18 protein-coding genes are annotated in these 24,237 nt (G+C 43.3%); 11 read left to right on the forward strand and 7 right to left on the reverse strand.

Annotated elements, in window-relative coordinates:
* Positions 1-239: 239 nt before the first annotated feature.
* Both prfA and prmC read left to right on the forward strand, forming a co-directional pair.
* Positions 240-1,328: a peptide chain release factor 1 gene (gene prfA / locus FTV12_RS03650; RefSeq protein ID WP_180033512.1), complete on the forward strand. Its 1,089-nt coding sequence runs from the start codon at positions 240-242 to the stop codon at positions 1,326-1,328.
* Positions 1,328-2,146, forward strand: coding sequence for a peptide chain release factor N(5)-glutamine methyltransferase (prmC, locus tag FTV12_RS03655; protein ID WP_159123180.1), 819 nt, complete (start codon positions 1,328-1,330; stop codon positions 2,144-2,146). Before prfA ends, prmC begins: the two co-directional genes overlap by 1 nt.
* Positions 2,147-2,215: 69 nt before the next feature.
* On the opposite strand, the gene FTV12_RS03660 is transcribed toward prmC, so the two are convergent.
* From FTV12_RS03660 to FTV12_RS03675, 4 genes are all read right to left on the reverse strand, one after another.
* Positions 2,216-3,043, reverse strand: a complete 828-nt coding sequence (locus tag FTV12_RS03660; protein WP_179993311.1) for an ABC transporter permease — start codon at positions 3,041-3,043, stop codon at positions 2,216-2,218.
* On the reverse strand, positions 3,043-4,014 hold the full coding sequence (locus FTV12_RS03665; RefSeq protein ID WP_179993312.1) for an aliphatic sulfonate ABC transporter substrate-binding protein: 972 nt from the start codon (positions 4,012-4,014) through the stop codon (positions 3,043-3,045). Before FTV12_RS03665 ends, FTV12_RS03660 begins: the two co-directional genes overlap by 1 nt.
* 323 nt (positions 4,015-4,337) lie before the next feature.
* The gene (locus FTV12_RS03670) at positions 4,338-4,691 is read right to left on the reverse strand and encodes a hypothetical protein (protein ID WP_004783846.1); all 354 of its coding nucleotides are present in this window, start codon (positions 4,689-4,691) and stop codon (positions 4,338-4,340) included.
* Between the two features lie 228 nt (positions 4,692-4,919).
* Entirely contained in the window at positions 4,920-5,942 is a 1,023-nt protein-coding gene (locus tag FTV12_RS03675; RefSeq protein ID WP_166134947.1) for an AraC family transcriptional regulator, read from the reverse strand.
* 138 nt (positions 5,943-6,080) lie between these two features.
* Here FTV12_RS03675 and FTV12_RS03680 point away from each other — a divergent pair, with 138 nt between their 5' ends.
* The 3 genes from FTV12_RS03680 to FTV12_RS03690 all read left to right on the forward strand — a co-directional run bounded on the left by FTV12_RS03680 (position 6,081) and on the right by FTV12_RS03690 (position 9,981).
* Entirely contained in the window at positions 6,081-6,851 is a 771-nt protein-coding gene (locus tag FTV12_RS03680; RefSeq protein ID WP_166134944.1) for a 3-hydroxyacyl-CoA dehydrogenase, read from the forward strand.
* A gap of 92 nt (positions 6,852-6,943) precedes the next feature.
* Entirely contained in the window at positions 6,944-8,080 is a 1,137-nt protein-coding gene (locus FTV12_RS03685) for an acyl-CoA dehydrogenase family protein (RefSeq protein ID WP_179993313.1), read from the forward strand.
* 254 nt (positions 8,081-8,334) lie between these two features.
* Positions 8,335-9,981: an AMP-binding protein gene (locus FTV12_RS03690; protein WP_179993314.1), complete on the forward strand. Its 1,647-nt coding sequence runs from the start codon at positions 8,335-8,337 to the stop codon at positions 9,979-9,981.
* 189 nt (positions 9,982-10,170) lie between these two features.
* Here the strand turns inward: FTV12_RS03690 and FTV12_RS03695 are convergent, their stop codons facing one another.
* Entirely contained in the window at positions 10,171-10,680 is a 510-nt protein-coding gene (locus FTV12_RS03695; protein ID WP_180012060.1) for a pyridoxamine 5'-phosphate oxidase family protein, read from the reverse strand.
* Positions 10,681-11,166: 486 nt separating this feature from the next.
* Between FTV12_RS03695 and FTV12_RS03700 the strand changes: the two genes are divergently transcribed.
* From FTV12_RS03700 to FTV12_RS03715, 4 genes are all read left to right on the forward strand, one after another.
* On the forward strand, positions 11,167-11,937 hold the full coding sequence (locus tag FTV12_RS03700; protein WP_166135057.1) for a HesA/MoeB/ThiF family protein: 771 nt from the start codon (positions 11,167-11,169) through the stop codon (positions 11,935-11,937).
* A 58-nt stretch (positions 11,938-11,995) separates the two neighbouring features.
* A complete protein-coding gene (locus tag FTV12_RS03705; protein WP_159123174.1) occupies positions 11,996-13,294 on the forward strand; it encodes an AarF/ABC1/UbiB kinase family protein in 1,299 nt (432 codons plus the stop codon).
* Positions 13,295-13,426: 132 nt separating this feature from the next.
* Positions 13,427-13,807 carry a dihydroneopterin aldolase gene (gene folB / locus FTV12_RS03710; protein ID WP_004783828.1) on the forward strand — a complete coding sequence of 127 codons (381 nt, stop codon included), beginning with the start codon at positions 13,427-13,429 and terminating at the stop codon, positions 13,805-13,807.
* Complete coding sequence (locus FTV12_RS03715; protein WP_004783827.1) at positions 13,764-14,198, forward strand: 2-amino-4-hydroxy-6-hydroxymethyldihydropteridine diphosphokinase; 435 nt, start codon at positions 13,764-13,766, stop codon at positions 14,196-14,198. The genes folB and FTV12_RS03715 overlap by 44 nt, the downstream gene beginning before the upstream one ends.
* Positions 14,199-14,634: 436 nt before the next feature.
* Here the strand turns inward: FTV12_RS03715 and coq7 are convergent, their stop codons facing one another.
* Both coq7 and FTV12_RS03725 read right to left on the reverse strand, forming a co-directional pair.
* A complete protein-coding gene (coq7, locus tag FTV12_RS03720; protein WP_004783823.1) occupies positions 14,635-15,270 on the reverse strand; it encodes a 2-polyprenyl-3-methyl-6-methoxy-1,4-benzoquinone monooxygenase in 636 nt (211 codons plus the stop codon).
* A gap of 3 nt (positions 15,271-15,273) precedes the next feature.
* Positions 15,274-16,593 (reverse strand): MFS transporter, encoded by a 1,320-nt coding sequence (locus FTV12_RS03725; protein WP_180012064.1) that lies wholly within the window; start codon positions 16,591-16,593, stop codon positions 15,274-15,276.
* Positions 16,594-16,767: 174 nt separating this feature from the next.
* On the opposite strand from FTV12_RS03725, the gene FTV12_RS03730 reads away from it, so the two are divergent.
* The gene (locus tag FTV12_RS03730; RefSeq protein WP_180012066.1) at positions 16,768-19,524 is read left to right on the forward strand and encodes an autotransporter assembly complex family protein; all 2,757 of its coding nucleotides are present in this window, start codon (positions 16,768-16,770) and stop codon (positions 19,522-19,524) included.
* A 38-nt stretch (positions 19,525-19,562) separates the two neighbouring features.
* A complete protein-coding gene (locus tag FTV12_RS03735; RefSeq protein WP_180032299.1) occupies positions 19,563-24,086 on the forward strand; it encodes a translocation/assembly module TamB domain-containing protein in 4,524 nt (1,507 codons plus the stop codon).
* Positions 24,087-24,237 lie beyond the last annotated feature (151 nt).

Raw genomic sequence — 24,237 nt, forward strand, 5'->3', positions numbered from 1 at the left:
CCAATTTGTAAAATGAGAAATAAATAAGGATCGAATTGAGCAGAAAAAATCCAAAACTGAAGATTTTATTTATATTTGTTAACAAATGGCGGTGACATCGCTGCATCTAAACACTGACTTACTGAATAATGATGTTCATTGACCCAGAGAATCGTTAAACTAGGCGCAATTTTTTGATTTCGCTGTGCTAAATCACTGTTTAGTTTAGTCACAGCCTTATGTTTGAGATTTTTTAGAAAATGAAAGAATCGTTACGTTTACGATTAGACCAACTCTCTGACCGTCATGAAGAACTGACTGCGTTATTGGCAGATGTTGAAGTGATTTCGGACAACAAGCGTTTTCGCCAGTTATCACGTGAGCATAATGATTTAACCGAGATTACCAACGTTTGGACCAAGTACAAACAGGCTGAAGAAGATATTGAAACTGCGCAAGCCATGCTGTCTGATCCTGACTTTAAGGAAATGGCGCAGGAAGAGATTAAGGAAAATAAAGCCCTGATCGAACAGCTTGAGGCTGATTTGAATATCCTGATGATTCCAAAAGATCCGAATGATGCCAACTCTGCTTATTTGGAAATTCGTGCCGGAACAGGTGGTGACGAAGCTGCGATTTTCTCGGGTGATTTATTCCGTATGTATAGCAAATATGCGGAATCTCAAGGTTGGCGTATTGAAATCCTGTCTGAAAATGAAGGTGAGCATGGTGGCTATAAAGAAGTCATCTGCCTGGTGAATGGTGAAGGGGTATATGGTCGCCTGAAATTTGAAAGTGGAGCACACCGTGTACAACGTGTGCCTGCGACAGAATCGCAAGGTCGTGTACATACTTCAGCATGTACTGTAGCAATTCTTCCAGAAGTGGATGTAGATACTTCAGTCGACATTAGCCCGGCTGACCTACGTATCGACACTTACCGCGCATCAGGTGCTGGTGGTCAGCACATTAACAAAACTGACTCTGCGGTGCGTATTACGCACATTCCAACCGGTACTGTGGTGGAATGTCAGGATGAACGTTCACAGCATAAAAACAAAGCCAAAGCGATGGCTTTATTGGTTTCACGTCTGGAAAATGCCAAACGTGCCGCAGCAGATGCAGCGACTTCTGAAATGCGCCGTGACCTGGTCGGTTCGGGTGACCGTTCAGAACGTATTCGCACCTATAACTATCCACAAGGTCGTATGACCGATCACCGTATTAACCTGACTTTATATAAGCTGGATGCCGTGATGGAAGGTGATCTGACTGAGCTATTAGACAGTCTGCATCGTGAATATCAGGCCGATCAGTTGGCCATGCTTGCACAGCAGAATGGTGGCTAATGAACATTCAAGAAGCACTGGCTTTACGTGGTGAACCTGAAAGTTATGAACGTCAGGAAAATGCCTGGCTGTTGGAACACATTACCAAGATTGATGCTTTTGATCTGGTAATGAAAAAAGACCAGCAGTTAACGCCTGAACAGGAACAGGCCTATGTCGAAAGCCTGGCGAGGATTGCTGCAGGTGAGCCATTGGCCTATGTCACAGGTTCACAACCGTTCTGGACTTTGGATCTAAAAGTCACTAAAGATACGCTAGTACCACGCCCGGATACCGAAGTGCTGGTCGAAACAGTCCTGAAATTAGACCTGCCGGAAGATGCACGAATTGTTGACTTGGGAACTGGTACCGGTGCTATTGCCTTGTCACTGGCGTCTGAGCGCCCTAACTGGTCTGTTACCGCTTCGGATATTTATGAACCCACACTGGAAGTTGCGAAATATAATGCGGAACAGCATGATTTAGATCAGGTGCAGTTTGTGCTTGGTTCCTGGCTAAAACCATTTGGTCGGCAGTTCTTTGATGCGATTGTATCTAATCCACCGTATATTGATGCAGACGATGAGCATATGCCTGATCTGGCGACTGAGCCGGAACGTGCGCTGGTTTCAGACAAAAATGGTCTGGCTGATATTGAGATGATTATTCAGCAAGCTAAAAAGCATCTAACCGTAAATGGCTGGGTTGTGCTTGAGCACGGCTATGATCAGGGCGATGCGGTCCGCCATCTGTTTACTCAAGCTGGCTATAAACAGGTCCGTACAGTGAAAGATTATGGCGGAAATGACCGGGTAACTTTAGGTCAGTGGCCACATTAATTTTTAAAGCTTGATTTAATAAAAAAGCGACCTGGATAGGTCGCTTTTTTAATTCTTTTATTCAATAAATTATGACTTTTTAATCACATCTCGCCAGCGCAGTAAGCGGGTTTCGAACAATTTCATAATGCTATCGGTGATTTTGCCTAGGACTGCTAACAGGATAATCGCAATAATCACAATATCCGGACGTGAAGTTTCACGACCATCACTGAGCAGATAACCAATCCCTTGAGTGGCAGCAATCAATTCAGCTGCAATCATAAACATCCAGGATAAACTCAGGCTATTCCTTAAGCCAGTCAATATTCCCGGTGAGGCAGCAGGCAATACAATCTGCTGAACCTGTTGCCAGTATTTCAGGCGATAGACTTTTGCGACTTCAATCAGCTTACGATCCACACCCTGAATCGCTGCCACAGTATTGGTATATGTCGGGAAGAAGGCACCAATCGCGATCAAGGTGATTTTAGAAGATTCATCAATCCCTAACCAAAGTAAAAGTAACGGAATCCAAGCCAGACTCGGAATGGATTTAATTGCAGAAAACGTTGGTTCCAGAAAATCTTCTGCATGTCTGTTTAGCCCAACCAGGATCGCAAAGATCAGTCCCAATCCACTACCAATCCCAAAGCCAAGAAAAACCCGCCAGCTACTGGTCCAGATGTGTTGCCATAAATCGCCCTCAGCCAGTTCAGTAAAGGACTGAAACAGGCTACTCGGTGCAGGCAACAGATAAGGTTCGATTACGCCATTACGGACCAGTATTTCTACCAATACGATAAAAATAACAGGCAGGGTGAGGGCTTTGATCAGCGAAATGCTGCGTGGTAACACAGCGGATTTTGACTGTTCTTCCACGCTCAACTGTTCCGAGATGCTTTTCGGTATAGCCATTACTTAGTTGCAACCTTTTTAGCATAGCGGGCATCAAATAATTGAGTCACGACCTGATTGACATTGGTTCCTTTACGAACCAGTTCTTCTTCCGTCAGGATACGACCAGCTTTTTGTAATGCCCCGGTATGTTTGGTGGTTGGAATATTCTGATCCAGATTAGTACGGCTGAGTTGAAGCTTGGCGACTTCAATCGGAAGCTTGGCTTCACGTGCCAGTAATTCAGCCAATTTGTCGGGATTGGCTTTCGCCCATTGACGTGCCTGTTCATAAGCTTTAATCACTGCTTCAATCGCTTCCGGACTGGATTTGGCAAACTGGTCTTTTACGCTCAGTACGCTATAAGAATTAAAACTGACATTGCGATATAGTAATTTGGCACCTGACTGTGCCTGCGCAGATGCCATTAAAGGATCAAGGCCTGCCCAGGCATCGACCTGTTTACGCTCTAACGCAGTCTTACCATCCGGATGCTGTAAATGAACGAGCTCTACATCGCGTTTGCCCAAACCAATCGTATCTAAGGCTTGTAAAGTAAATAAGAAAGGATCTGTACCTTTAGTGGCAGCAATCTTTTTACCTTTCAAATCTTTCAGAGATTTGATATTTGAATCTTTATTAACGACCAGTGCTGTCCATTCAGGCTGGCTCTGAATATAAACCGTTTTAATCGGGCTACCATTGGCGCGGCTAAGCACTGCCGCTAAACCTGCAGTAGAAGCAAAATCTGTGCTACCGCTATTTAGATATTCGAGTGAGCGGTTACTGCCTTGGCTAAATACCCATTTAATCTTGGTTTTTAGCAAAGCTTTTTCTAGCAGTTTCTGTTCTTTAACCACCAGACTGGTCGGTGCGTAATAGGCATAATCCAATTTTAATTCAGATGGAATCGCTGCGTTAGCCAAGCCGGTAAAGAAAGAAATAGAAAGACCGAGTAAAGTCAGACCCGAAGTTCTTAATGTTTTTTTCATGAATATCTCAATCTTGAATTAAATTTTTTACATTCATATCGATAAATCGATAAGCACACAAAAAAGAAAAAAAGATAATCAAATCAAAAAATGAAATAATTAACAGTTTTAAATATAGGTATTTGTTTTTATTTGAATTTATTAAATAAAGAATAGAAAGGTTTTGCTTAGATAAAATTTTAAAAATGGTATGGCGTAAATTGATAAGCTGTTTTTTTAATCATTCGTCTTTGCAGTAGGAAGTTTTATAAATAACGAGTGCCATAAAAAAAGCGATGCATTAGCATCGCTTTTTGAGTCACTATTTTATCAATCTGGATAGCTTACATTGGGTAGTCTTGCAGACAGTCATAAACCTCGACTTGATCTAGGCTACCAGTTTCCATTGCCAGGCAAAGAGCCACGACTTTGGCAGTATCAGCAAGATATTGTTCATCTTTCAGTGCAATACCTTGTTGTAATGCAACGATGCGCTCAGCCGGAATTTCAAGCGATTTCGCAGCTTCAGTGGCATCAATCTGGTTAAAGAAGTGCACAATAGCATCTTTGAGGGCAGAATCAGACGCATTCAAGATGCCTTGATTCAATTGCTCTGCATTAAGATCGGTCGAAGAAACTAAAGCCTGGGCGAAGTTTTGAACAAGATTTTGTCCAAGAACATCAGTCATCTTTAACATGGAAAATACCTTCAACAAGGAAAGAGGGAAAGGGAGTACAGCCAAAAGTGAAGCACTAAAAATTGATTGAAAAATAAACTATATTAATAGGGAGTGCAAAGCATTATGGATGACCGTTCAGTCCTCTATTTTTGGGCTGTAAGCCTTGAAAAATATAACTGTTGAGAAAATATAAATTTAAATTTATATGCTAAATTTTAATCGTTTTTAAGTCTTATTAAATATAAATTATCTAGTAATATTTTGTCTATAGGCACCTGGACTAACCCCTGTCCATTTTTTAAAGGCACGATGAAAAGCACTGACTTCCTGGAAGTTAAGCTGATCACTGATGTCCTGCAAACTTTGATCCGTACGGGTTAATAGTTCAATGGCTGTATCACGACGAATTTCATTTTTGAGCTGTTGATAAGTCACACCTTCATTTTTAAGACGCCGTTGCATGGTGGCTTCAGACATATTCATTTTCAAAGCAAGCTCATTCAGTTCAAGCCATTCAGCCGGAGGTACTTTTAAAAGCTGTTTGCGGATCTGTGCACTTAGCGCATAAGGATTTTTAAAGCGAACTAGCAGGTTATGCGGAGTCTGTTGAATAAACTGATACCAGGAGGTTTGATCCTGTTTTACTGGGAGCTGCAAATAGGCTGCATCAAACTGGATATAGTTTTCACTGGCCTGATATTCAATCTGCTCACAAAAACGGACTTTATAATCAAAATCATCGAGTGGTGCGGCACATTTCAGTTGAATCTGATTAAGTAAAACCCGCTGTCCGCTTAACCAGCATAGCAGGGTATGAATCAGCATTAGATAGGTTGCATAACTAAACATGCGCTTGGTCTGGTTCTGGTCATAGATCACGATATAGGCAAAGTTTTCTTCGACCATCAGTGTGCTGTGCAGATCATCCAGAATCAGATTAAAAAATTGCAGGATTTGCTGCAGAGCTTTTTCCAGCGTATCGGTCTGTAACAGCATTTTTGACAAGAGTTTGAAACTGCCACGGCGCATTGGATGGCTGTCCATGCCAAAAAATTCGTCATTCATGCTATCGGCAAGTGCAGTCCATAGCGCGGCATACTGCGCCACTGACACCCGTGCTTTAGCGGAATGAAGAATCTCTAATGGAATGGCAGCCTTAGTTAAAATCGCAGCAATATCATAATGCTGTGCTTTGGCATTCAGCAGTGCTTCATGAACCAGATCAATCGAAATGGTTCCCTTACTATATTCCAAGGCTGGTAAATGCATAGCCAGTCAGATATCCCTTCTTTATTGTCCAAATCCATCAGTGAAGATGCAACATTTGGAAATTGTACAGAATAAAATCTCTGTTTACTCTGCCTATTAAGTCGTAGCTTGTCATAAAAATAGGAACAGGACATTAACATGAAAATTCAGGGAAAAGTGATTGTGGTAACTGGTGGTGCATCAGGTCTGGGTGCAGCCACAGCGACTCATCTGGTGGAACAGGATGCAAAAGTGATTCTGGTGGATATGAACCAGGAGCAGGGCAATGCCTTACAACAGCAACTGGGTGAGCAGGCTGAATTTGTACAACTGGATGTAACGGATGAGCAGGCGGTTGAAGCTTTCTTTAATCATGTTGAAAATCAGTATGGCCAACTCAATGGCTTGGTGAACTGTGCTGGTATTGCACCTTCTGCCAAGGTACTGGGCCGCAATGGAATCCATGAACTGGCGATGTTCCAGAAAGTGTTGAATATCAATGTAAGTGGCACATTCAATATGCTTCGTTTTGCAGCGGCTTTAATCGCGAAGTATGAGCTGCAAACCGATGAAGAGGAGCGCGGTGTAATCGTGAATACGGCTTCAGTTGCAGCCTTTGATGGTCAGATTGGTCAGACAGCTTATTCTGCGTCTAAAGGTGCAGTCGTTGCGATGACGCTGCCACTCGCGCGTGAGCTGGCACGTGAAGCGATTCGTGTCATGACCATTGCACCCGGCATTATGGAAACCCCAATGCTGAAAGGCATGCCGCAAAATGTACAGGATGCTCTGGGGCAGATGGTTCCATTTCCGCCGCGTCTGGCTAAACCTCAGGAGTTTGCCCAGTTAGTAGGTCATATCTTCGAAAATAGCTATCTGAACGGTGAAGTGATTCGTCTGGATGGCGCCATCCGTATGGCTCCAAAATAAGTTCGAGCCAACGAAGCAAAATACAAAAGTCAGAGTAGATAGGTTTATTCACTCTATATGGAAAATTAAAAGATAAGTAAGGGATATACGCAGTGCTTTTAAATGACGAACAGAAAATGATTCAGGAAATGATGCGAAACTATTCGCAGCAAAAACTGAAACCCACCGCTGGTTTAAGGGATAAAACGGCTCAATTTCCAGCACAAGAATTGAAAGAACTCGGTGCACTCGGTGCACTCGGTATGACCGTGTCTGAACAATGGGGTGGAGCAGGCCTGGACTATGTGTCGCTGGTACTGGCCCTTGAGGAAATCGCTGCTGGAGATGGAGCCATATCGACCATTGTCAGTGTGCAGAATTCATTACCTTGCGGGATTACCCAGCGTTATGGTACCGAGAAACAAAAGCAGAAATACCTGACCAAACTGGCAACTGGTGAATGGTTGGGGTGTTTCTGCCTGACGGAACCTCAAGCTGGTTCCGATGCCAGCGCACTAGAATGTAAGGCAGAACGTGATGGCGATGAATGGGTATTAAATGGCACCAAGCAGTTTATTACTACCGGTAAGCATGCCCAGATTGCACTGGTATTTGCAGTGACAGATAAATCTGCGGGCAAGAAAGGAATCTCATGTTTCTTGGTACCTACCGATAGTCCAGGATATATCGTCTCGAATCTGGAAGAAAAAATGGGGCAGCATTGTTCCGATACCGCGACCATTATTTTTGATCAATGCCGGATTCCGGCTGAGAACCTGCTCGGAAAAGAAGGTGAAGGCTACAAGATTGCCTTGTCTAATCTGGAATCTGGCCGGATCGGGATTGCGGCACAATCCGTAGGTATGGCACGAGCTGCACTGGATGCTGCTGTTGAATATGCCAATGAACGTAAATCTTTTGGTGTAGAGCTGGTGCAGCATCAGGCAGTAGCATTCCGTCTCGCAGATATGGCCACCCAGATTGAGGCAGCAAGACAACTGGTCTTACATGCAGCAACGCTTAAAGATGCAGGATTACCATGCTTAAAAGAAGCGTCCATGGCTAAACTGTTTGCTTCGACTATAGCAGAGCGAGTCTGCTCGGATGCGATTCAGATTCATGGCGGTTATGGCTATGTCTCAGATTTCCCGGTTGAACGTATTTACCGTGATGTCAGAGTGAGCCAGATTTATGAAGGTGCATCAGATATTCAGCGTCTGGTCATTGCCCGGGAAGTGAGCAAAGTTTAAAAGTCATGAAATAGCCGACTGTTCAAATCCTGCAGCTCATTTGAGGGAGATGGAAATTGTGAGGGTCTATAAAACATGGTCAATTATTGATAAAGCGAAAAGTGACTCAGTAGAGTGACACCTAACATGTCCTAGCAATAGGGCATGTTATATAAAACCGGCATTGCAATGGAATTCGCAGACGGTAGACAGAACAACAAATACAACGGACACAGACATAAAGTCTGTTTATAAACGGAATAGAGGTTGTCGTGATGAAGACACTAGAACAAGCGTATCGTGAATTTGATTTTGACACTATGGTTCAACAACATCTGGCAGGAACGCCAGATTCACTCAATGCCTATACAGAATGCTGTGGACGTTTTCTGGGACAAAACCGGATCGCGTTAATCTGGGAAGGTAAAAATGGCAAGACCCAATATTGGACTTTTGAACAATTGGCTGAGGCTTCAGGACAATTGGCTCATTATATGACCTCACTGGGTTTACAAGCAGGAGACTGTATTGCCGGACTGCTCCCACGAACCCCAGAATTATTAATTACCATTCTAGCCACCTGGCGTATTGGTGCGATTTATCAGCCTTTATTTACCGCTTTTGAAAGCAAGGCAATCGAGCATCGTATTAATACCGCACATACCCGACTCATTATTACCAATCAGGAACAGCGAGCGAAACTGAATGATCTGGATATTCCACATATTTTAACCGTCCATCAAACGCCTGAAAGTATCAATCAGGATGCAGATTTCTGGACTGAACTGAAGCAATATCCAACTGAGTTTGAGCCGGTTCAAGGTCATTTTAGTGACATTTTCCTGATGATGTTTACTTCAGGTACAACGGGGCTGGCAAAATCAGTGCCTGTTCCCCTTAAAGCTTTACTGGCATTTAAAGGCTATATGCTGCACGCCGTAGATTTACGTGACGAAGATACTTTCTGGAATCTGGCAGATCCGGGTTGGGCTTATGGTCTGTATTATGGAATTGCAGGTCCATTAAGTTTGGGGCATAGCATTATTCTGGATGAACGTGCCTTTAGTGTAGACAATGCTGTTGAAGTCATTAAAAAATATCGGGTGAATAACCTGACTGGTTCTCCAACTGCATTCCGGATGTTCTTTGGCTTTAAGGAGAAATTTGATGCTGAGATTAGCTCGTGTTTACGTGTGGTCAGTAGTGCAGGTGAGCCATTAACGCCTGAAGTCATTCAGTGGTTTAATCATGAAATGGACGTGAATATCTACGACCAGTATGGACAGACTGAACTTGGGATGGTGATTGCCAATCATCATGCGCTGGAGCATCACAAGAAAATCGGTTCTGCTGGCTTTGCCATTCCAGGACATCGTTTTGCAGTTTTAAATAAAGAGCATCAGGAAGTCGAAAAAGGTGGTATTGGTACTTTGGCCATGGACTACTCAGCCTCACCTTTGATGTGGTTTGAAGGCTATGGCGGTAATAATCGGAAAGCCTTTGTGGGACAGTACTATTTAACAGGAGATACCGTAAAACTGAATGAACATGGTGGAATAGATTTCATTGGTCGTGCGGATGATGTCATTACGACTTCGGGTTATCGAGTTGGACCTTTTGATGTAGAGAGTACCTTGCTGGAGTGTGAAGAGGTGCTCGAGTCCGCTGTGGTTGGAAAACCAGATCCGGAACGTACCGAAATTGTGAAAGCCTTTGTAGTGCTTAAATCACAATATGCCGCTAGTGAAGAACTGATGCTGAAATTGCAAAACTATGTGCGTTCCCGTTTATCTAAACATGCCTATCCGAAAGAGATTGAGTTTGTAAGTGATTTACCTAAAACATCTAGCGGTAAAATTCAGCGTAATCTGCTTAAACAACAGGAAATTGCTAAGATTCAAGGCATTAAACAGGTCAGTTAATATATTCATTTAAATATATTGAAAAGGTCGCAATTGCGGCCTTTTTTATACGATTAATTTGTTTATGTTCGAATTTATCAGAGAAAATAATTGTCATTACAATATAATATATTTCATCTTTTAAATAAAATAAATCAAAAATTTAGCCTCTTATTAAGAGGCTAAATTGAAGGTGGAATTCTTATTTACTTATAGATCAACTTTTTTGTGCTCAGCATCTGGTTCCCCAGCTTCGCCAGTCACACCACCTTTTAATGCCTTAAATAGCTGCGTTACTTTGTTATCGGTGACATTCCAGTATTCTGCACTTTCAGCTTCAGCAATCAGTACACGCACGCTAGGATCATCTTTACCTTCAAACCAGTTTTCTGCCCATGGATTCCATAATTTTTCAATCAAAATACGGTCAGTACTGATCTGTGCATTTGCGCTGATTGATACATAAATACCATCAGAAGGTTTAGCGAAAGACAGGCCAATCTGAGTACGACCAGTATTGGCAGCTTTCACCAGATCATTGGTGTCACGCATGATGAAATACAAATTCTGATCTTCATTCATTTGCTCAGAATTGAGCATGGTCATTGGCTGAGAATGAATTTCCTGACTTTCGGTCATATGGCTGATCATGGTGTAACGCACATCTTTAATTAGTTCCCATAATTTTTCACGATAATTATGCTGATTTTGTTCGTTCATCTATATGCTCCATACTATTTATTGAAAGCGAGGATAATTGCTATTCCTTAAGCAGCTTAATCATATTTGGGAATGGATACAGAGGGTCTCACTGAACTGATACATTTTCCTACTGAATTGCAGGTAGCAGCTACAGAAGTGCTAAACAATCGAAATTCAGTTACAGGGTGATAAAAGAATAGAAGAACGAGGTTCCAGGAAGATGTAATACGTGAATAAATTAAGTGGCATATAGATCAAGTTAAGTGCATTCATAATATCACTATTACATATTTATTAGGACACTATCAGCTTGATACGGAGCATTTAACTGATATGCTATTTGGCGCTAGTATTGCCAAGCCATTTATTGATTTGCTGTTTATGCGCAGAGAAGTTAATTTGCTCGAGATTTATCCGCATATTGAAATTTCGGTAAATGCACTTTTTGTGGCATATGCTTCTTAAAAATCTTCGAAACAAGGAACGACGTTGTCTATATCGACTATGGATGCCATATCCCCAGAGTTTGAACTCACCGATGCTGAATTGCACTTATATAGTCGCCAGATTCTTCTGGATGGTTGGGATATTGAAGCACAGGAAAAGCTGAAATTTTCTAATATCTGTATCGTGGGGTGTGGCGGGATTGGTTGTGCCTTGGCAGAACTTCTGGCACGAGCGGGTGTAGGCAAAATTACTCTGATTGATCCTGATACCATCGAGATGAGTAATCTACAACGACAACTGGCATTTACGCCAAATGATTTAGGCTTTTATAAGGCAGAAATACTCGCGAAAAGGCTGGCTCAGATTAATCCGAATGTTCAGGTTGAATATATTAATCAGGCTTTAACAACTGAAAATGCAGAAAGTATCATTGAACATCAAGATCTGGTGCTGGATGGATGTGATCAGTTCGAGACACGTTATCTGATCAATCAAAGCTGTGTAAAACTGAATGTGCCTTTAATCAGTGCTTCTGCGATTGGTTTGCAAGGGCAACTGTTCATGATGGAAGGGGATTCAGCTTGCTATGCCTGCCTGTTTCCACCTGAACATCAGGCTGATACCAGTTTGCGTTGTGCAGATTCAGGCGTATTGGCGACTACGCCAAATGTGATGGCGAGTTTGCAAGCTCATCATGCATTGCTTTATTTAGGCCTGGGTAAAATGCCACTTAGACAGAAACTTCTACTCTGGGATGGTCTGAGTTTCAAACAGCGCATTTTAAGTTTCGAAAAAGATACAGATTGCCCGGTCTGTCAGGCAAGATAGGCCTGCAAAATTTAATTTTTTTGCTACACTGCATGTAATTAATTTTTCCTAAGACATTATGAAAAAAAATATCTGGTTAGATGGAATACGTTCGGTTGCCCGTATGGGTGAAACCGCGGTAGTTGCGGCGAAGGCCGGCATTAAATATGCCACTGAAAAGCCAAGTAATGCCAAACTCATGCGTGAAACATTTGAGTCTTTAGGCTCAACCTATATCAAGCTCGGTCAGTTTATTGCCAGTACGCCGTCGCTGTTTCCGCGTGAATATGTGGAAGAGTTTCAGGGCTGTCTGGATCAAACACCGACCTTGCCATTCAGCTATATCCAGGAAGTGCTAGCATCAGAGTTTTCTGGCCGAAACTTGGATGAAATCTTTGCCTCAATTGAGGAAACACCACTGGCTTCTGCTTCCATTGCACAGGTACATGCGGCCAAGCTGGTTTCTGGTGAAGATGTGGTCATTAAAGTACAAAAACCGGGTGTGGAAACAATTCTATATACCGATTTAAATGTATTGCATTGGGCGACCAAACTGCTGGAAAAAGCAGTGCCGAAAGTAAAATTTGCGTCATTGGCAGATATTGTCGAAGAAATCAAAACCCGAATGGTGCGTGAGGTTGACTTCATCGAGGAAGCACAAAATCTGGATGATTTCGTCAATTATCTGAATATCACCAATAATAAGGCAGCAACTGCTCCTAAGGTTTATCATCAATATTCAACACGTCGTGTGCTGACCATGCAACGTTTATATGGCGTGCCACTGACTGATTTTGAAGTGGTGAAAAAGGTCGCTAAAGACCCGTCACAGGTTCTCATCACTGCAATGAACACCTGGTTTGGCAGCCTGATGATGTGTAACAGTTTCCATGCTGATTTACACGCGGGTAATCTGATGCTGCTTGAAGATGGTCGTGTGGGCTTTATTGATTTTGGTATTGTCGGCCAGCTTAAACCAGAAGTCTGGACAGCGTGTATGGCCTTTATGGATGCCTTGCAGCATACCAATTATACCCTGATGGCAGAGAATATGCTGAAAATGGGTATGACTGCAGTTGAGATTGATACCAAAGTGCTTGCGGCTGATCTTGAACGTTTATTTAGTGGTGTGATGTTAGCTGATCCTCAGGATCTATTAACTTCAAGCCCTGCAGATCTCAACGATATCATGATGGATATGGTAGCAGTCGGTGAACGTCATGGCATTCGTTTCCCACGTGACTTTGCTTTATTGTTCAAGCAAATGCTGTATTTCGACCGTTTCATGAGAATTCTGGCGCCGTATACAGATATCTATGCAGATCAGCGTTTGCAGATGGTTCAGACTATGGACCCAAATTTGCTGTTAAAGCACTAATTTAATCCCTCCCGTCCTCCCTTTAAGAAAGGGAGGCTTTCATTACAAAATAAATAGAAGTGATGAAAGTCCCTCTGTATTAAAGAGGGATTTAGGGAGATTATTGGTAAATATTAAATTCCGAGTTTTAAAATGGACGCAATTATTATTGAAGGCTTAAAGGTCGATACAGTAGTCGGCTGCTTTAATTGGGAGCGTCAAATCATTCAGCCTTTAATGCTGGATCTAAACATTCGTACCAACTTAGAACAAGCGGCACAGTCAGATGAACTGGAAGATACTTTGAATTATGCCGAAATCTGCGAGATTTCAGCGCGGGTGATTCAGGAAGCTCAGCCAAAATTGATCGAACATGCAGCAAAACTGGTACTAGACGCGCTTTTTGCTACCTTTGAAAGTGTAGAATCGATTATGATTACGATCCGTAAGCCTGCCATTATCGCGCAAGCCAATTCTGTAGGGATACGTCTTGAACGCCACCGCAACGATATTCGCCCTAGCACTGGCGAGTAATTGTCATCCACAGCAACATTTTCAGGCTGCCCAGCAACGGATCAGTGAGTTGGGGGAAGTCCGGTTTTCTCCAATTTACCTCATTCCATGTCGGGATAGTATCGGAGCAGATTACTGGAATGCGGCCTGCCTCCTATACAGTGAAGTTTCTGTTCAAGATATGACAGATTTATTAAAGCAAATGGAAACGGATTCAGGGCGGGTTCGACCATCGCATCAGATCAGCCTGGATGTCGACCTGATTGCATGGGGAAATGATTTAAGCCAGATGGAATTTAATCCCAAAAAATTACCGCTTGCACTAGACGTAAAAATCCCGATGCATGACATCTGGTCTCATCCTGCATTTGAATATGATCGCCGTCTTCAATATCCACAAGTCAAAATTTAATCTGTATCTGAAATTAATCTAATGAATTTTTCAGTTTTATCTAAGTAGGGGATCTGTATTTGCCAAAAAACTGTTATTTACTTTTTCTTTTTATAAAAAATAACTAACAACACAATAATTGCGAATAGAATGCCAAGAATAATACCTGTTTCCATACGTCACCTTTAAAGCATTATTTTTTTGATAAATAGGTCATAGCTATTTAATAGTTATACCTGTCTCAATCGTTCTAGAATTTTAATAAATACGAGATGAAACCGGTTCGATTATAACAGTTAAATAAACGAATAGAGTTTGATTAAAATGTGAATCAATATTCTGTTGGATAGGCGGTTAAATTGATTGATCTACACTCAAAAAACGATCAATGAGTTATCTTGTTTAAGAATTCATAAGAATAAAAAAAGCCCTCAAAAAAGAGGGCTTCATTTGATACTTAAATATAATAACTGGTTTTAGTCATTAACTTGGAAATACCGGTCATAGCAATCTTGACTGGAAGGGGTAAATCTACACCGCCTGCAGCCAAAGCTGTATCACGATGATGCAGTTCATCTTCATTCATTTGTTCCAGAATGCGACGTGAGCGTTCATCCTGTGCGGGCAGCTGATTAATATGATGCTGTAAATGCATACTCACTTGGCGTTCGGTTTCAGCAACAAAACCCAGACTGTATTTGTCACCCGCAATGCCGGCAATTGCACCCATCCCAAAGGAAAGGCCGTACCAGACCGGATTAAGTAAACTGGTATGGCTATCCAGTTCTTGTAAGCGGTCTTCACACCAGGCCAGATGATCCTGCTCCTCAATTGCCGCCTGTTCCATTTCCCGACGTACATTTGGTAATTTCGCGGTTAATGCCTGTCCATGATAAAGCGCTTGGGCACAAACCTCACCACTATGATTCACACGCATTAAACCAGCCACATGACGGGCATCACTTACGGTAAGCTGAGTTTCGACCGGTTTGGCTGGATTTTCCCGTTGTGAGGAAGTCGTTCCGGGAACAAGACTGCGTAATGCCTGGTCAAAAGAATGAATAAGCTTATCGACACCTGTATATTGACGCATGAATTAATCCTCCAAAGGGGCTTTTGCAGTTTTGATCATCGATTTCAATCTATAAAGCAGCCATAAAGTAAACAGGCCACTCAACACTGCAGTAATACAGAAAAGTATTTTAAGATCAAACTCTAAAATGCTTAAAATAATAATTGAGAATATAGCAGAAGATACCATGAAAACGGCATTCAGGATGTTATTTGCTGCAACCACACGTGCACGATGTGAGCGGGGAGAATGCGCTTGCATCATGGCATACAGCGGCACGATATAAAAACCGCCACTAATGCCCAATAAAATTACTGCCAGCATGACATGATAATAGCTCCAGCCTTGCTGGAATAAATCTGCCAAGCCAAGTAGAGCACCAGTACGTTCCGGGACAAAGGCAAGACTTGCTGCCAGATACAATGCAAAAACTACAAGACCAATAGCGCCAATAGGAACCATTTTAATATTGACCTCAGTACCACCTAATCTACGGCATAGATAAGAACCTAAACCGATCCCGACAGAGAAAAAGGTTAAAAGCAGACTGGCAACATTTTCAGAAGCATGCAGGTTTTGTAAGGTAAGCTGTGGAATCTGGGTCAAATAAGTCGCACCATAAAACCAGTACCAGGAGTTACCCAGCAGAATTAAAAAAACCAGCGGTAAACTTTTAGCATATTTAATGGTCTGAAAGCTGGTCCGGAAAAAGTTCCAGTCAATATTGATTTCGGGTGCTGGAATACTCTGCTTCAGAATATAACGACTGGAGAGATAGCCAACCACGGCAATACTTAACACCGTCAGGCTGATCCAGATCAGATTGCCTGTAGAAGCAGCAATGACTGCACCACCCAGAATCATACCGAATAAAATCGCTAATGAAGTGCCTGACTGAAATAGTGCGTTACCTGACATCAATTCATCCGGTTTTAATACTTCAGGCAAAATGGCATATTTAATCGGGCCGAAAAAAGTGGATTGAGTACCCATTAAAAACAGGGCGAACAATAGCATCCATAAATGACCGAGTAGGAAACCAACAGTCCCCAGAATCATGATCACAATTTCAAAAATCTTTAGATAGCGAATCAGCTGGGAACGTTCATATTTGTCTGCAATCTGGCCTGCCGTCGCAGAGAAAATAAAATAAGGCAAAATGAACAATAATGCGGCAAGGTTATTTAGTGTGCTAATACTGGCTGATTGTTGCTGAATCCAACCATAGGTAATCACCAGTAATAATGCCTGTTTAAAAACATTATCATTCAGTGCACCAAAAAACTGGGTCAGGAACATGGGTAAAAAGCGGCGGCTCGCTAACAAATGTTCATTGTTGTTCATATAAGACGTGCTACATTAAGATTTATTAAGAAATGTGAGATATACGTAAACATTGAGAAAAATCATGTAAGATACTTTCGTCCATGTAAAGGCAAAACCCAATAATTTAAGTTCTTTAGCTTATCTTTTTCGGTCAAATAATCAATTAAAGAATGTATTCGTTTAGAGTTTGCTATGCCCGCAAAGAGAAAATTTAAACAAACGATGCTGAATCGTAGTATGGGGTCTCTCGTACCGTATCATGGCCGAGCCAGGCTATGTATGAGTATATTTTTCATGATGTTATCGCATCAGGGCATGGCACAAACTGAGCAGACGGAAACTCCGGTAGCACTCTCTCAGGCAGAAATGATCGAAGAGTTATCCCAGGAAGCCGTTCGACAAGGGGTAGCTACGACCGAAGCTGAAGCGACAGAAAAAGTTGAAGAAGCCTTAGAACCTGAAACTTCGACCGTAGATAGTATGCAAATGCTGCAAGAGCAGCAGACTATGGGAACGTCTCTGGGTGAATTTCAGCCAATTGAGTTTGATGATTTAGAAAGCCTGCCGGTGCAAACGATTGACCAGAGCATGGCCAATGAGATTTATCAGGTTGCGGAAGAAGCGAAACGCGAGGCGCAAGCCTATCGCCAGACCGCGCAAACTGAAACAGTAGTCAATGATATGAGTCAGCAGGAACTGGTTGAAATCAATCAGGCACCTGTGAATGTTGATCAGCTTATGCAGTCCATTCAGGCCGATAGTCAGATCATCGTGCAAAGAAATGAGTCGGATGCGACCTTATCCGAATTGCCTGCACCAACAACGCCTGAAAATGACAAACGTCCGAATATTTTCAAGCGACTGTTTTATAAAATCCGTCCACCTCGCCAGATTATGACCGCCAGTTTGCCTCGGATCAGTGCAGATGTGGTCATTGTGAATGGAAATGGCACTGCGCAAAGCAATGGCGGATTGAATCGTAAAGCCCAGTCAGAAGGTTATACGAATCTCAGAAATAATGTAAAAGCTAAACTTTCCAGCTTTACCCAGGAATCCTTTGAAGATTTTTCATCTGCATTACCGCAACTCCGTAATCTGTCCAATCAGGCTGCCCAAGCTGTAGGTTATTACAATGCCCAGTTCAGATTTGAAAAATTATCTGACAGTCGGGTTAGAGTCTATGTGACTCCGAATGAGCCGGTCATTATCAATACCCATAATATTGAGTTTAGTGGCCCAGGTGGTGAACAGCCGCAGTTCCAGGTTATTAGTCTTCTACCGGAACAGGAAGAAGGTGATATCTTTAACCATGGGGATTATGAAAAAACCAAAGACCGGATTAATACCGCAGCCAGCAATAATGGTTATTTTGATGCGTACTGGCGCTTGCATGATGTGCGCATTGCCCAACCCGAAAATACAGCCGATGTGAACCTGCGCTTTGAAACAGGTGAGCGTTATAAACTGGGTAATGTAGAGTTCAGGATGAGTGATCCTGAAAAAGAATTTCCACTGAATCGTGATGTGCTGGAAAGTCTGGTTACCTGGGAAGATGGTGCAGACTACACCTTCTGGCGTGTAAATAGCCTGGCCAACAACCTGACCAACTCACGTTATTTTAACTATACGCTGGTGGATGCGATTCGCCCTGATCCTATTGATCGGGAGCTGGAACTGGCACCGGATATTCAGAGTCTGATAGAAGAACAGAAGTTTTCAGAAGATGAAATAGGTGTAGCCAAGAAAGCTGCACCGGCATCCGATCAGGAAGTTACACAGGATGTGGTGGATGAAGATCAGTTTGCTGGTAGTCGTGATGCAGAGAATCCAAATTTAAGAACTTTGCGGGTTCAGCAACAGACTAAAGAAGACGAAGAAGAACGTTTAAAGGCTCAGGCTCGTGAAGAGAAAAAAATTCCGGTGATCGTGACACTGAATGCAGACCGTCTTAACAGTGCCGAAGTTGGTCTGGGTTATGGTACGGATACCGGAACACGCTTACGTGGACAATATCGCCGCGCGATCGTAAACAAGCGTGGTCACTCATTTGATGCCAACCTTGAATTGTCACAAATCCGTCAGTCAATTGATGGCCGTTATAATATTCCATACAACCATCCACTTAATGACTATATCAGTATCGTAGGTGGTTATGAGCGTGAAGAACGTGATGGTGTGGCTCAAGGTGATGGCCTGCTAATTGAATCCGCGGTACTCGGTGCTGACCGGATTATTAAAAATCCGCGTGGCAGCTGGCAACAAACTTACGGTCTACGTTACCGCCTCGATCGTCTGACTCAGGATGGTTCGGTTGATTTTAGCCAGATTCCGGAAGCGTTCAGATTCAATACTGAAGATGAACAGCAGTCTCTACTGGTGGGTTATGAAGTTTCCCGTACCGATAGTGATCGCCGGGTGAACCCGACCAAGGGTTTTAAGCAGACCTATAAAGTCGAATTGGGCAGTGAAGCTCTATTGTCTGATGCCGATATGGCGATTGTGAACGCAGGCTGGCGTTTTATCTATTCACTGGGTGAAAATGCCGATCACCAGTTTGTCGGTCGTGCGGATCTGGGGTATATCTTTACTGAAGATTTTGCCAAAGTACCCTATAACCTGCGTTATTTTAGTGGCGGTGACCAGAGTATCCGTGGTTTCGACTATAAGAGTCTTTCTCCGGAAATTGAAGGCTTTAAAGTGGGCGGACAGGCTTTGGGTGTGGCTTCACTGGAGTATAATTATCAGTTCAGGGAAGGCTGGCGCGCTGCGGTATTTGCGGATGCCGGAAATGCCTATAATGAGGATTTTAGTAATCCAACAGAATATGGTGCGGGGCTGGGTATTCGTTGGGCTTCACCGATTGGCCCAATTCGTTTAGATGTGGCGACCGGACTGTCGGATGACAATTATCCGATTCGTCTGCACTTCTTTATTGGCTCGCAGTTATAAAACATTTATTAATTAAAAAATAGTTATTTGGGTAGATCATGGTCGAGAACCAACCACAGCCAGAACAAGAGCAACAACCTGAAGTTGTGCCGAAAAAGCGCCGTATCTTTAGAAGTATTCTATTGTCAGTTCTTTTTTCTCTTATTTTTCTGCTGTCTGTACTGGCGATCCTGTTTTCTACTGATAAAGGCAGTAAATTCCTGCTTGATCAGGTGATGCAGCGCCAGGAAATCATTCATTATGAATATGAAGGCGGGAACCTGTGGCGCGGGATTATCCTGAAAAATGTTCTGGTTACCCTGAAACCGGTCGATGTCAAAATTGATCGTGCTGATGTCAAGCTGGGTTGGCGAGCAATTATCAAAAAAGAAATTCATCTGACTGAAGCAGATGTACTGAATTTACAGATTATTAATAAAAATCCGCCAAGTGATGAGCCATTCAAGTTCAATGCTATTCGTTTACCGTTTGTATTGCGGGTTGATCATTTACTTCTCGATCACTTGGTGATTAAAACCCAGACTAATGTAGTTGATTTTTATAATATCGAACTGAATGAAGCATTATGGTCAGGTACCGAGCTGAATTTCGAAGATTCCCGCATGGATATGGGCTATCTGTCAGTACGCGAAGCTACCGGGAAAATGCAGTTTGAAGGCAAGTATCCACTAGATGCACGTGGTATTTTAAATCTGCCTTCACTCAGAGAAAGCCTGAATATTCATGATATTCAAGTACGTGCTAGAGGTACACTGGATACCATTCAGGCCGGGGTCGCGACCAACACTCCAGATTTGCTGACAGGCTGGGCGGTTCTGCACCCGATGCGTCCTAATGTACCTATGCGTGGTGAACTCCAGTTTAAACAATATCACTGGCCAATCCTGACAGAGCAAAAACTGTTTACGAAAGATGGTGTGGCTGAGTTTAATGGGAATACCAAGCGCCTGGATTTGAATGTCCGCACCGATATTGAAGGTGAAAATATCCCGAATGGGCAATATACCGCAGTGATGTATACCGATCTGGTCAATCAGCTCAATATTACTGATTTAAATGGTCAGCTGATGAAAGGCTCGGTAAGCCTGGCGGGTACTGTAGGCTGGGCTGATCGGGTGGATTGGGATCTGACAGGTCGCATGAATGGGATTGATCCGAAACATCGGCGAATTCCACAGGTGGTGCAGGACTTTCTGCCACCAAGTCTGGACGGTAATATTGCCTCTACCGGTAACCTGGAAAATGGCCTGCATCTAACAGGACTGGTGGATTTTGACCGCTATGAAACCTGGAATATCAAGCTGGATCAGAAGCCGGTTAAAGACAATAAAGCTCAACCGATGTTACTGGATGTGGCCTGGAAAAATATTGATCGTGCTGTGCCTTATATCGGCTGGTTAAAAAGTGAATCAGGCGATGTTGATCTGGTACTGGTCGAAGGCCAGCAAAATATTCATGTCGCTACCCAGGTTGCTCAGCATGAAGAAGGGCTGTTGCCGACAGGAATGTATCAGGCACAATTGAACCTGAAAAATAACATCCTGAATGTTCCAAGTTTTAAATATAGTGGAAATGGACAGGCCGGCAGTCTAACAGGTAATGCACGAATTGAACTGCCAGAAGAAAAACGTCAGCTCAGATGGTCCGCAGTATTAAATGCCCAGAACCTGAATACTCAGACTCTGGCTGCAGCTTCACCAATTGACCGCTTGAATGGTCGGGTAAAAGCCAGTGGTTATGCACGCCCGAATCAGCAAATTATTAATCTCAGCGGTGTAGATCTGACCGGACGACTGGCTGCGCAAAATGAAACCGTTCACCTGACAGGTAATAGTAATATTGCCTTGTTGTTCCATGATGAAAAAGCAGGCGGCGGATTCAAAAGTTATGCGGTCAATTATGATGGTGCATTAAGTGCCAGCCAGATCAAGGCCAGTCAAGGATTGTTAAAACTGCGCTTGTCAGGTACGCCTGATATGCTGAATATCAAGGAACTGCGTCATGATGGTGTCGCTGGAAAAATTAATGCCAATGGTCAGGTGAACTTGGCAAATGGTATTGGCTGGAATGTAAATGCCTCTCTGGTGCGTTTCAAACCTCAGTATTTTAATGCCAAGCTTAAAGGTGAATTGTCTGGTAATCTGCAAACCCAAGGTGTCTGGTCGGATGCAGTGAAGCGTGTCCAGATTCAACGCTTAAATCTGGCCGGTATGTTGAATAATAAACCGGTACGTGGTAAGGGTAATCTGGCTGTATTGATTGACTCCAAGCAGCGTGGTTTTGTACCACAACAGTTTGAAGCCAATAACCTGTTCCTGTCTTATGCCAGCAACCAGCTCCAGGCCACAGGTAATGCACAGAATCTGCAACTTAAAGTGAATGCACCGGCATTATATGAGCTTTATCCAGGATTAAGAGGCCGGGTACAAGGCTATATTAATATGCAGGCACAACCGCGTTTACAAGCAACTGCAAATCTGGCAGTGGATAATTTTGCCTTCAAGAACCTGTTTAGCGTAGACAAGATTCGGGTACGCGGTCAGTTGCCGACTTCACAAACCACACCTACTTTATTGACTGCGACCATGGATCAGTTGCGTAGTGGCAATAGACAGATTGTACGCGGTGAAGTTTCACTAGCTGGAACGCGCGCCGCGCATGTGCTGCAAGTTCAGGCTGAAAATAAGCTGTCTAAATTTTTTGTTCAGCTCGCAGGTGGTTTTAATGCGCAAAATAACTGGTTAGGCCAGATCCAGCGCGGTGATTTTGACTCACTGCGTACCCATCTGGTGCAGCGTCAAAATGCAGCTGTGATTTATAACACTGCTCAGTCGGATCTGTTTGTCGGCGCTCATTGTTGGATGAGCCAGCAAAGCCAGCTCTGCTTTGATCAGCCAATTCGAGTCAATAAAACCCGAGGCAGTGCTTCTTTTATTACTCGTAACCTGGATCTGGCTGACTTTAGTGCCTTCCTGCCAGAAGGCATAGCATTAACCGGTAAAGTGAACGGTTATGCCAAGGCAGCTTGGGCACAAGGTGCCAAACCGAAGATTGATGCACGTCTGGTAACCCGCAATGGGGTGATCGGCTTATCTTCTGATGATCCGGAATATTTAGGCTCGACTTTAAAATATGATGAAGTGGGGCTGGTCGCAAAAAGCGTGGCTGCTGGACTACAGATTCGTCTGGATGTGAAAACGCCGGATATTGGTACAGGCTATGCCAATGTGATTATTGATCCATATCGTGACAATAAACCAATGCGTGGGGAGATTGCCTTTAACCAGGTTCAACTGAAGGTCTTTAAGCCATTCATTCAGGATGTGCGTAATCTGGATGGTACCTTGTCTTATGCAGGTAAAATTAGTGGAACGTTAACCGATCCATTACTTGAAGGTGAAATTCGGGTTAAGGACGGGGCGATCAGTATGATTTCATTGCCAGTCAATCTGACCAATGTGCAGCTCTATTCATCAGTCCGTCAAAATACCGCGACTATTAATGGTGCATTTAATAGTGGTCGTGGCGCTGGTAAATTAACTGGCTCTGTAGACTGGAAAGGGGATCCTCGCGTACAGCTTAAACTTCAGGGTGAAAATTTGCTGATTCGTCAGGCACCACTGATTACTGCGGTGGTTACACCTGATTTGACCTTGGATATGTATCCGTTCAATAAAAAATTGAGCTTGAGTGGCAAGGTCGATGTTCCTCGTGCACTGATTTCAATGCCTGAAGCGTCTGAACCTGTGGTGGGCTTGTCTTCTGACGTACGCGTAGTACGTGAGGGAGATGACCAGCTCGCCATTCTGAAAGCTGCACGTCCATGGGATATTCGCGCAGATGTTGCAGTGTCGTTAGGAAACCAGGTGATCTTCCAGGGCTTTGACAGCCGTATTCCACTCTTAGGTCGTGTCAATCTGACGCAACGTGGTCTGGAATCTGCGATGCGTGCCAATGGCGCGATCGGGGTATCGCAACGGGTGAAAATTGAAGCCTATGGACAAAGTCTGGATCTGAACCGTGCGATTGCGCGTTTTAATGGCCCACTGTCGAATCCAACTTTAGATATTGATGCCAATAAATCCATTCAAGGTAGTACGGTGGGTGTACGTGTCACTGGTACAGCCTCAAGTCCTGCCATTCAGGTGTATAACGATGCTGGTCTGTCTGAACAGGAAGCGTTGAATGCCCTGATTACTGGTCGTATCAATGAAGGGGCTTCAGGTTTAAGTCAGGCGGAAGGTTTCAGATCTGATGTAAACAACACCATTGCAGCCGCAGGGATTAGTCTGGGCTTGGGCGGTACGCGTGCCTTGACCAACCAGATTGGTCGTAGCTTTGGCCTGAGCGGCCTGGCACTGGATGCACAGGGAACCGGGGATGATACTCAGGTGTCTGTAACCGGTTATATTACGCCAGACTTATATATCCGTTATGGGGTTGGCGTATTTACCCCAGTGAACAAGCTGACTTTACGTTATCAAATGAATCAGCGTTTATATCTGGAAGCCAGTCAGTCTTTAGAGCGTGCAATTGACTTGTTCTATAACTGGAGATTCTAATCTAATAAAAAGCCCTCTAAATGAGTAATGCCAGTCAGTTAAGAGATTGACTGGCATTTTTTTGGGTATTTCTGTGGTTTCCCTTTCACAACTCGTGGGTAGTTTCTACTTCTTTTTTTCGGTAAAACATACCTTTTAGATTTTTCCATTA

Origin of the sequence: Acinetobacter sp. YH12233 (genome assembly GCF_013417725.1) — a bacterium.
Classification (GTDB): domain Bacteria; phylum Pseudomonadota; class Gammaproteobacteria; order Pseudomonadales; family Moraxellaceae; genus Acinetobacter.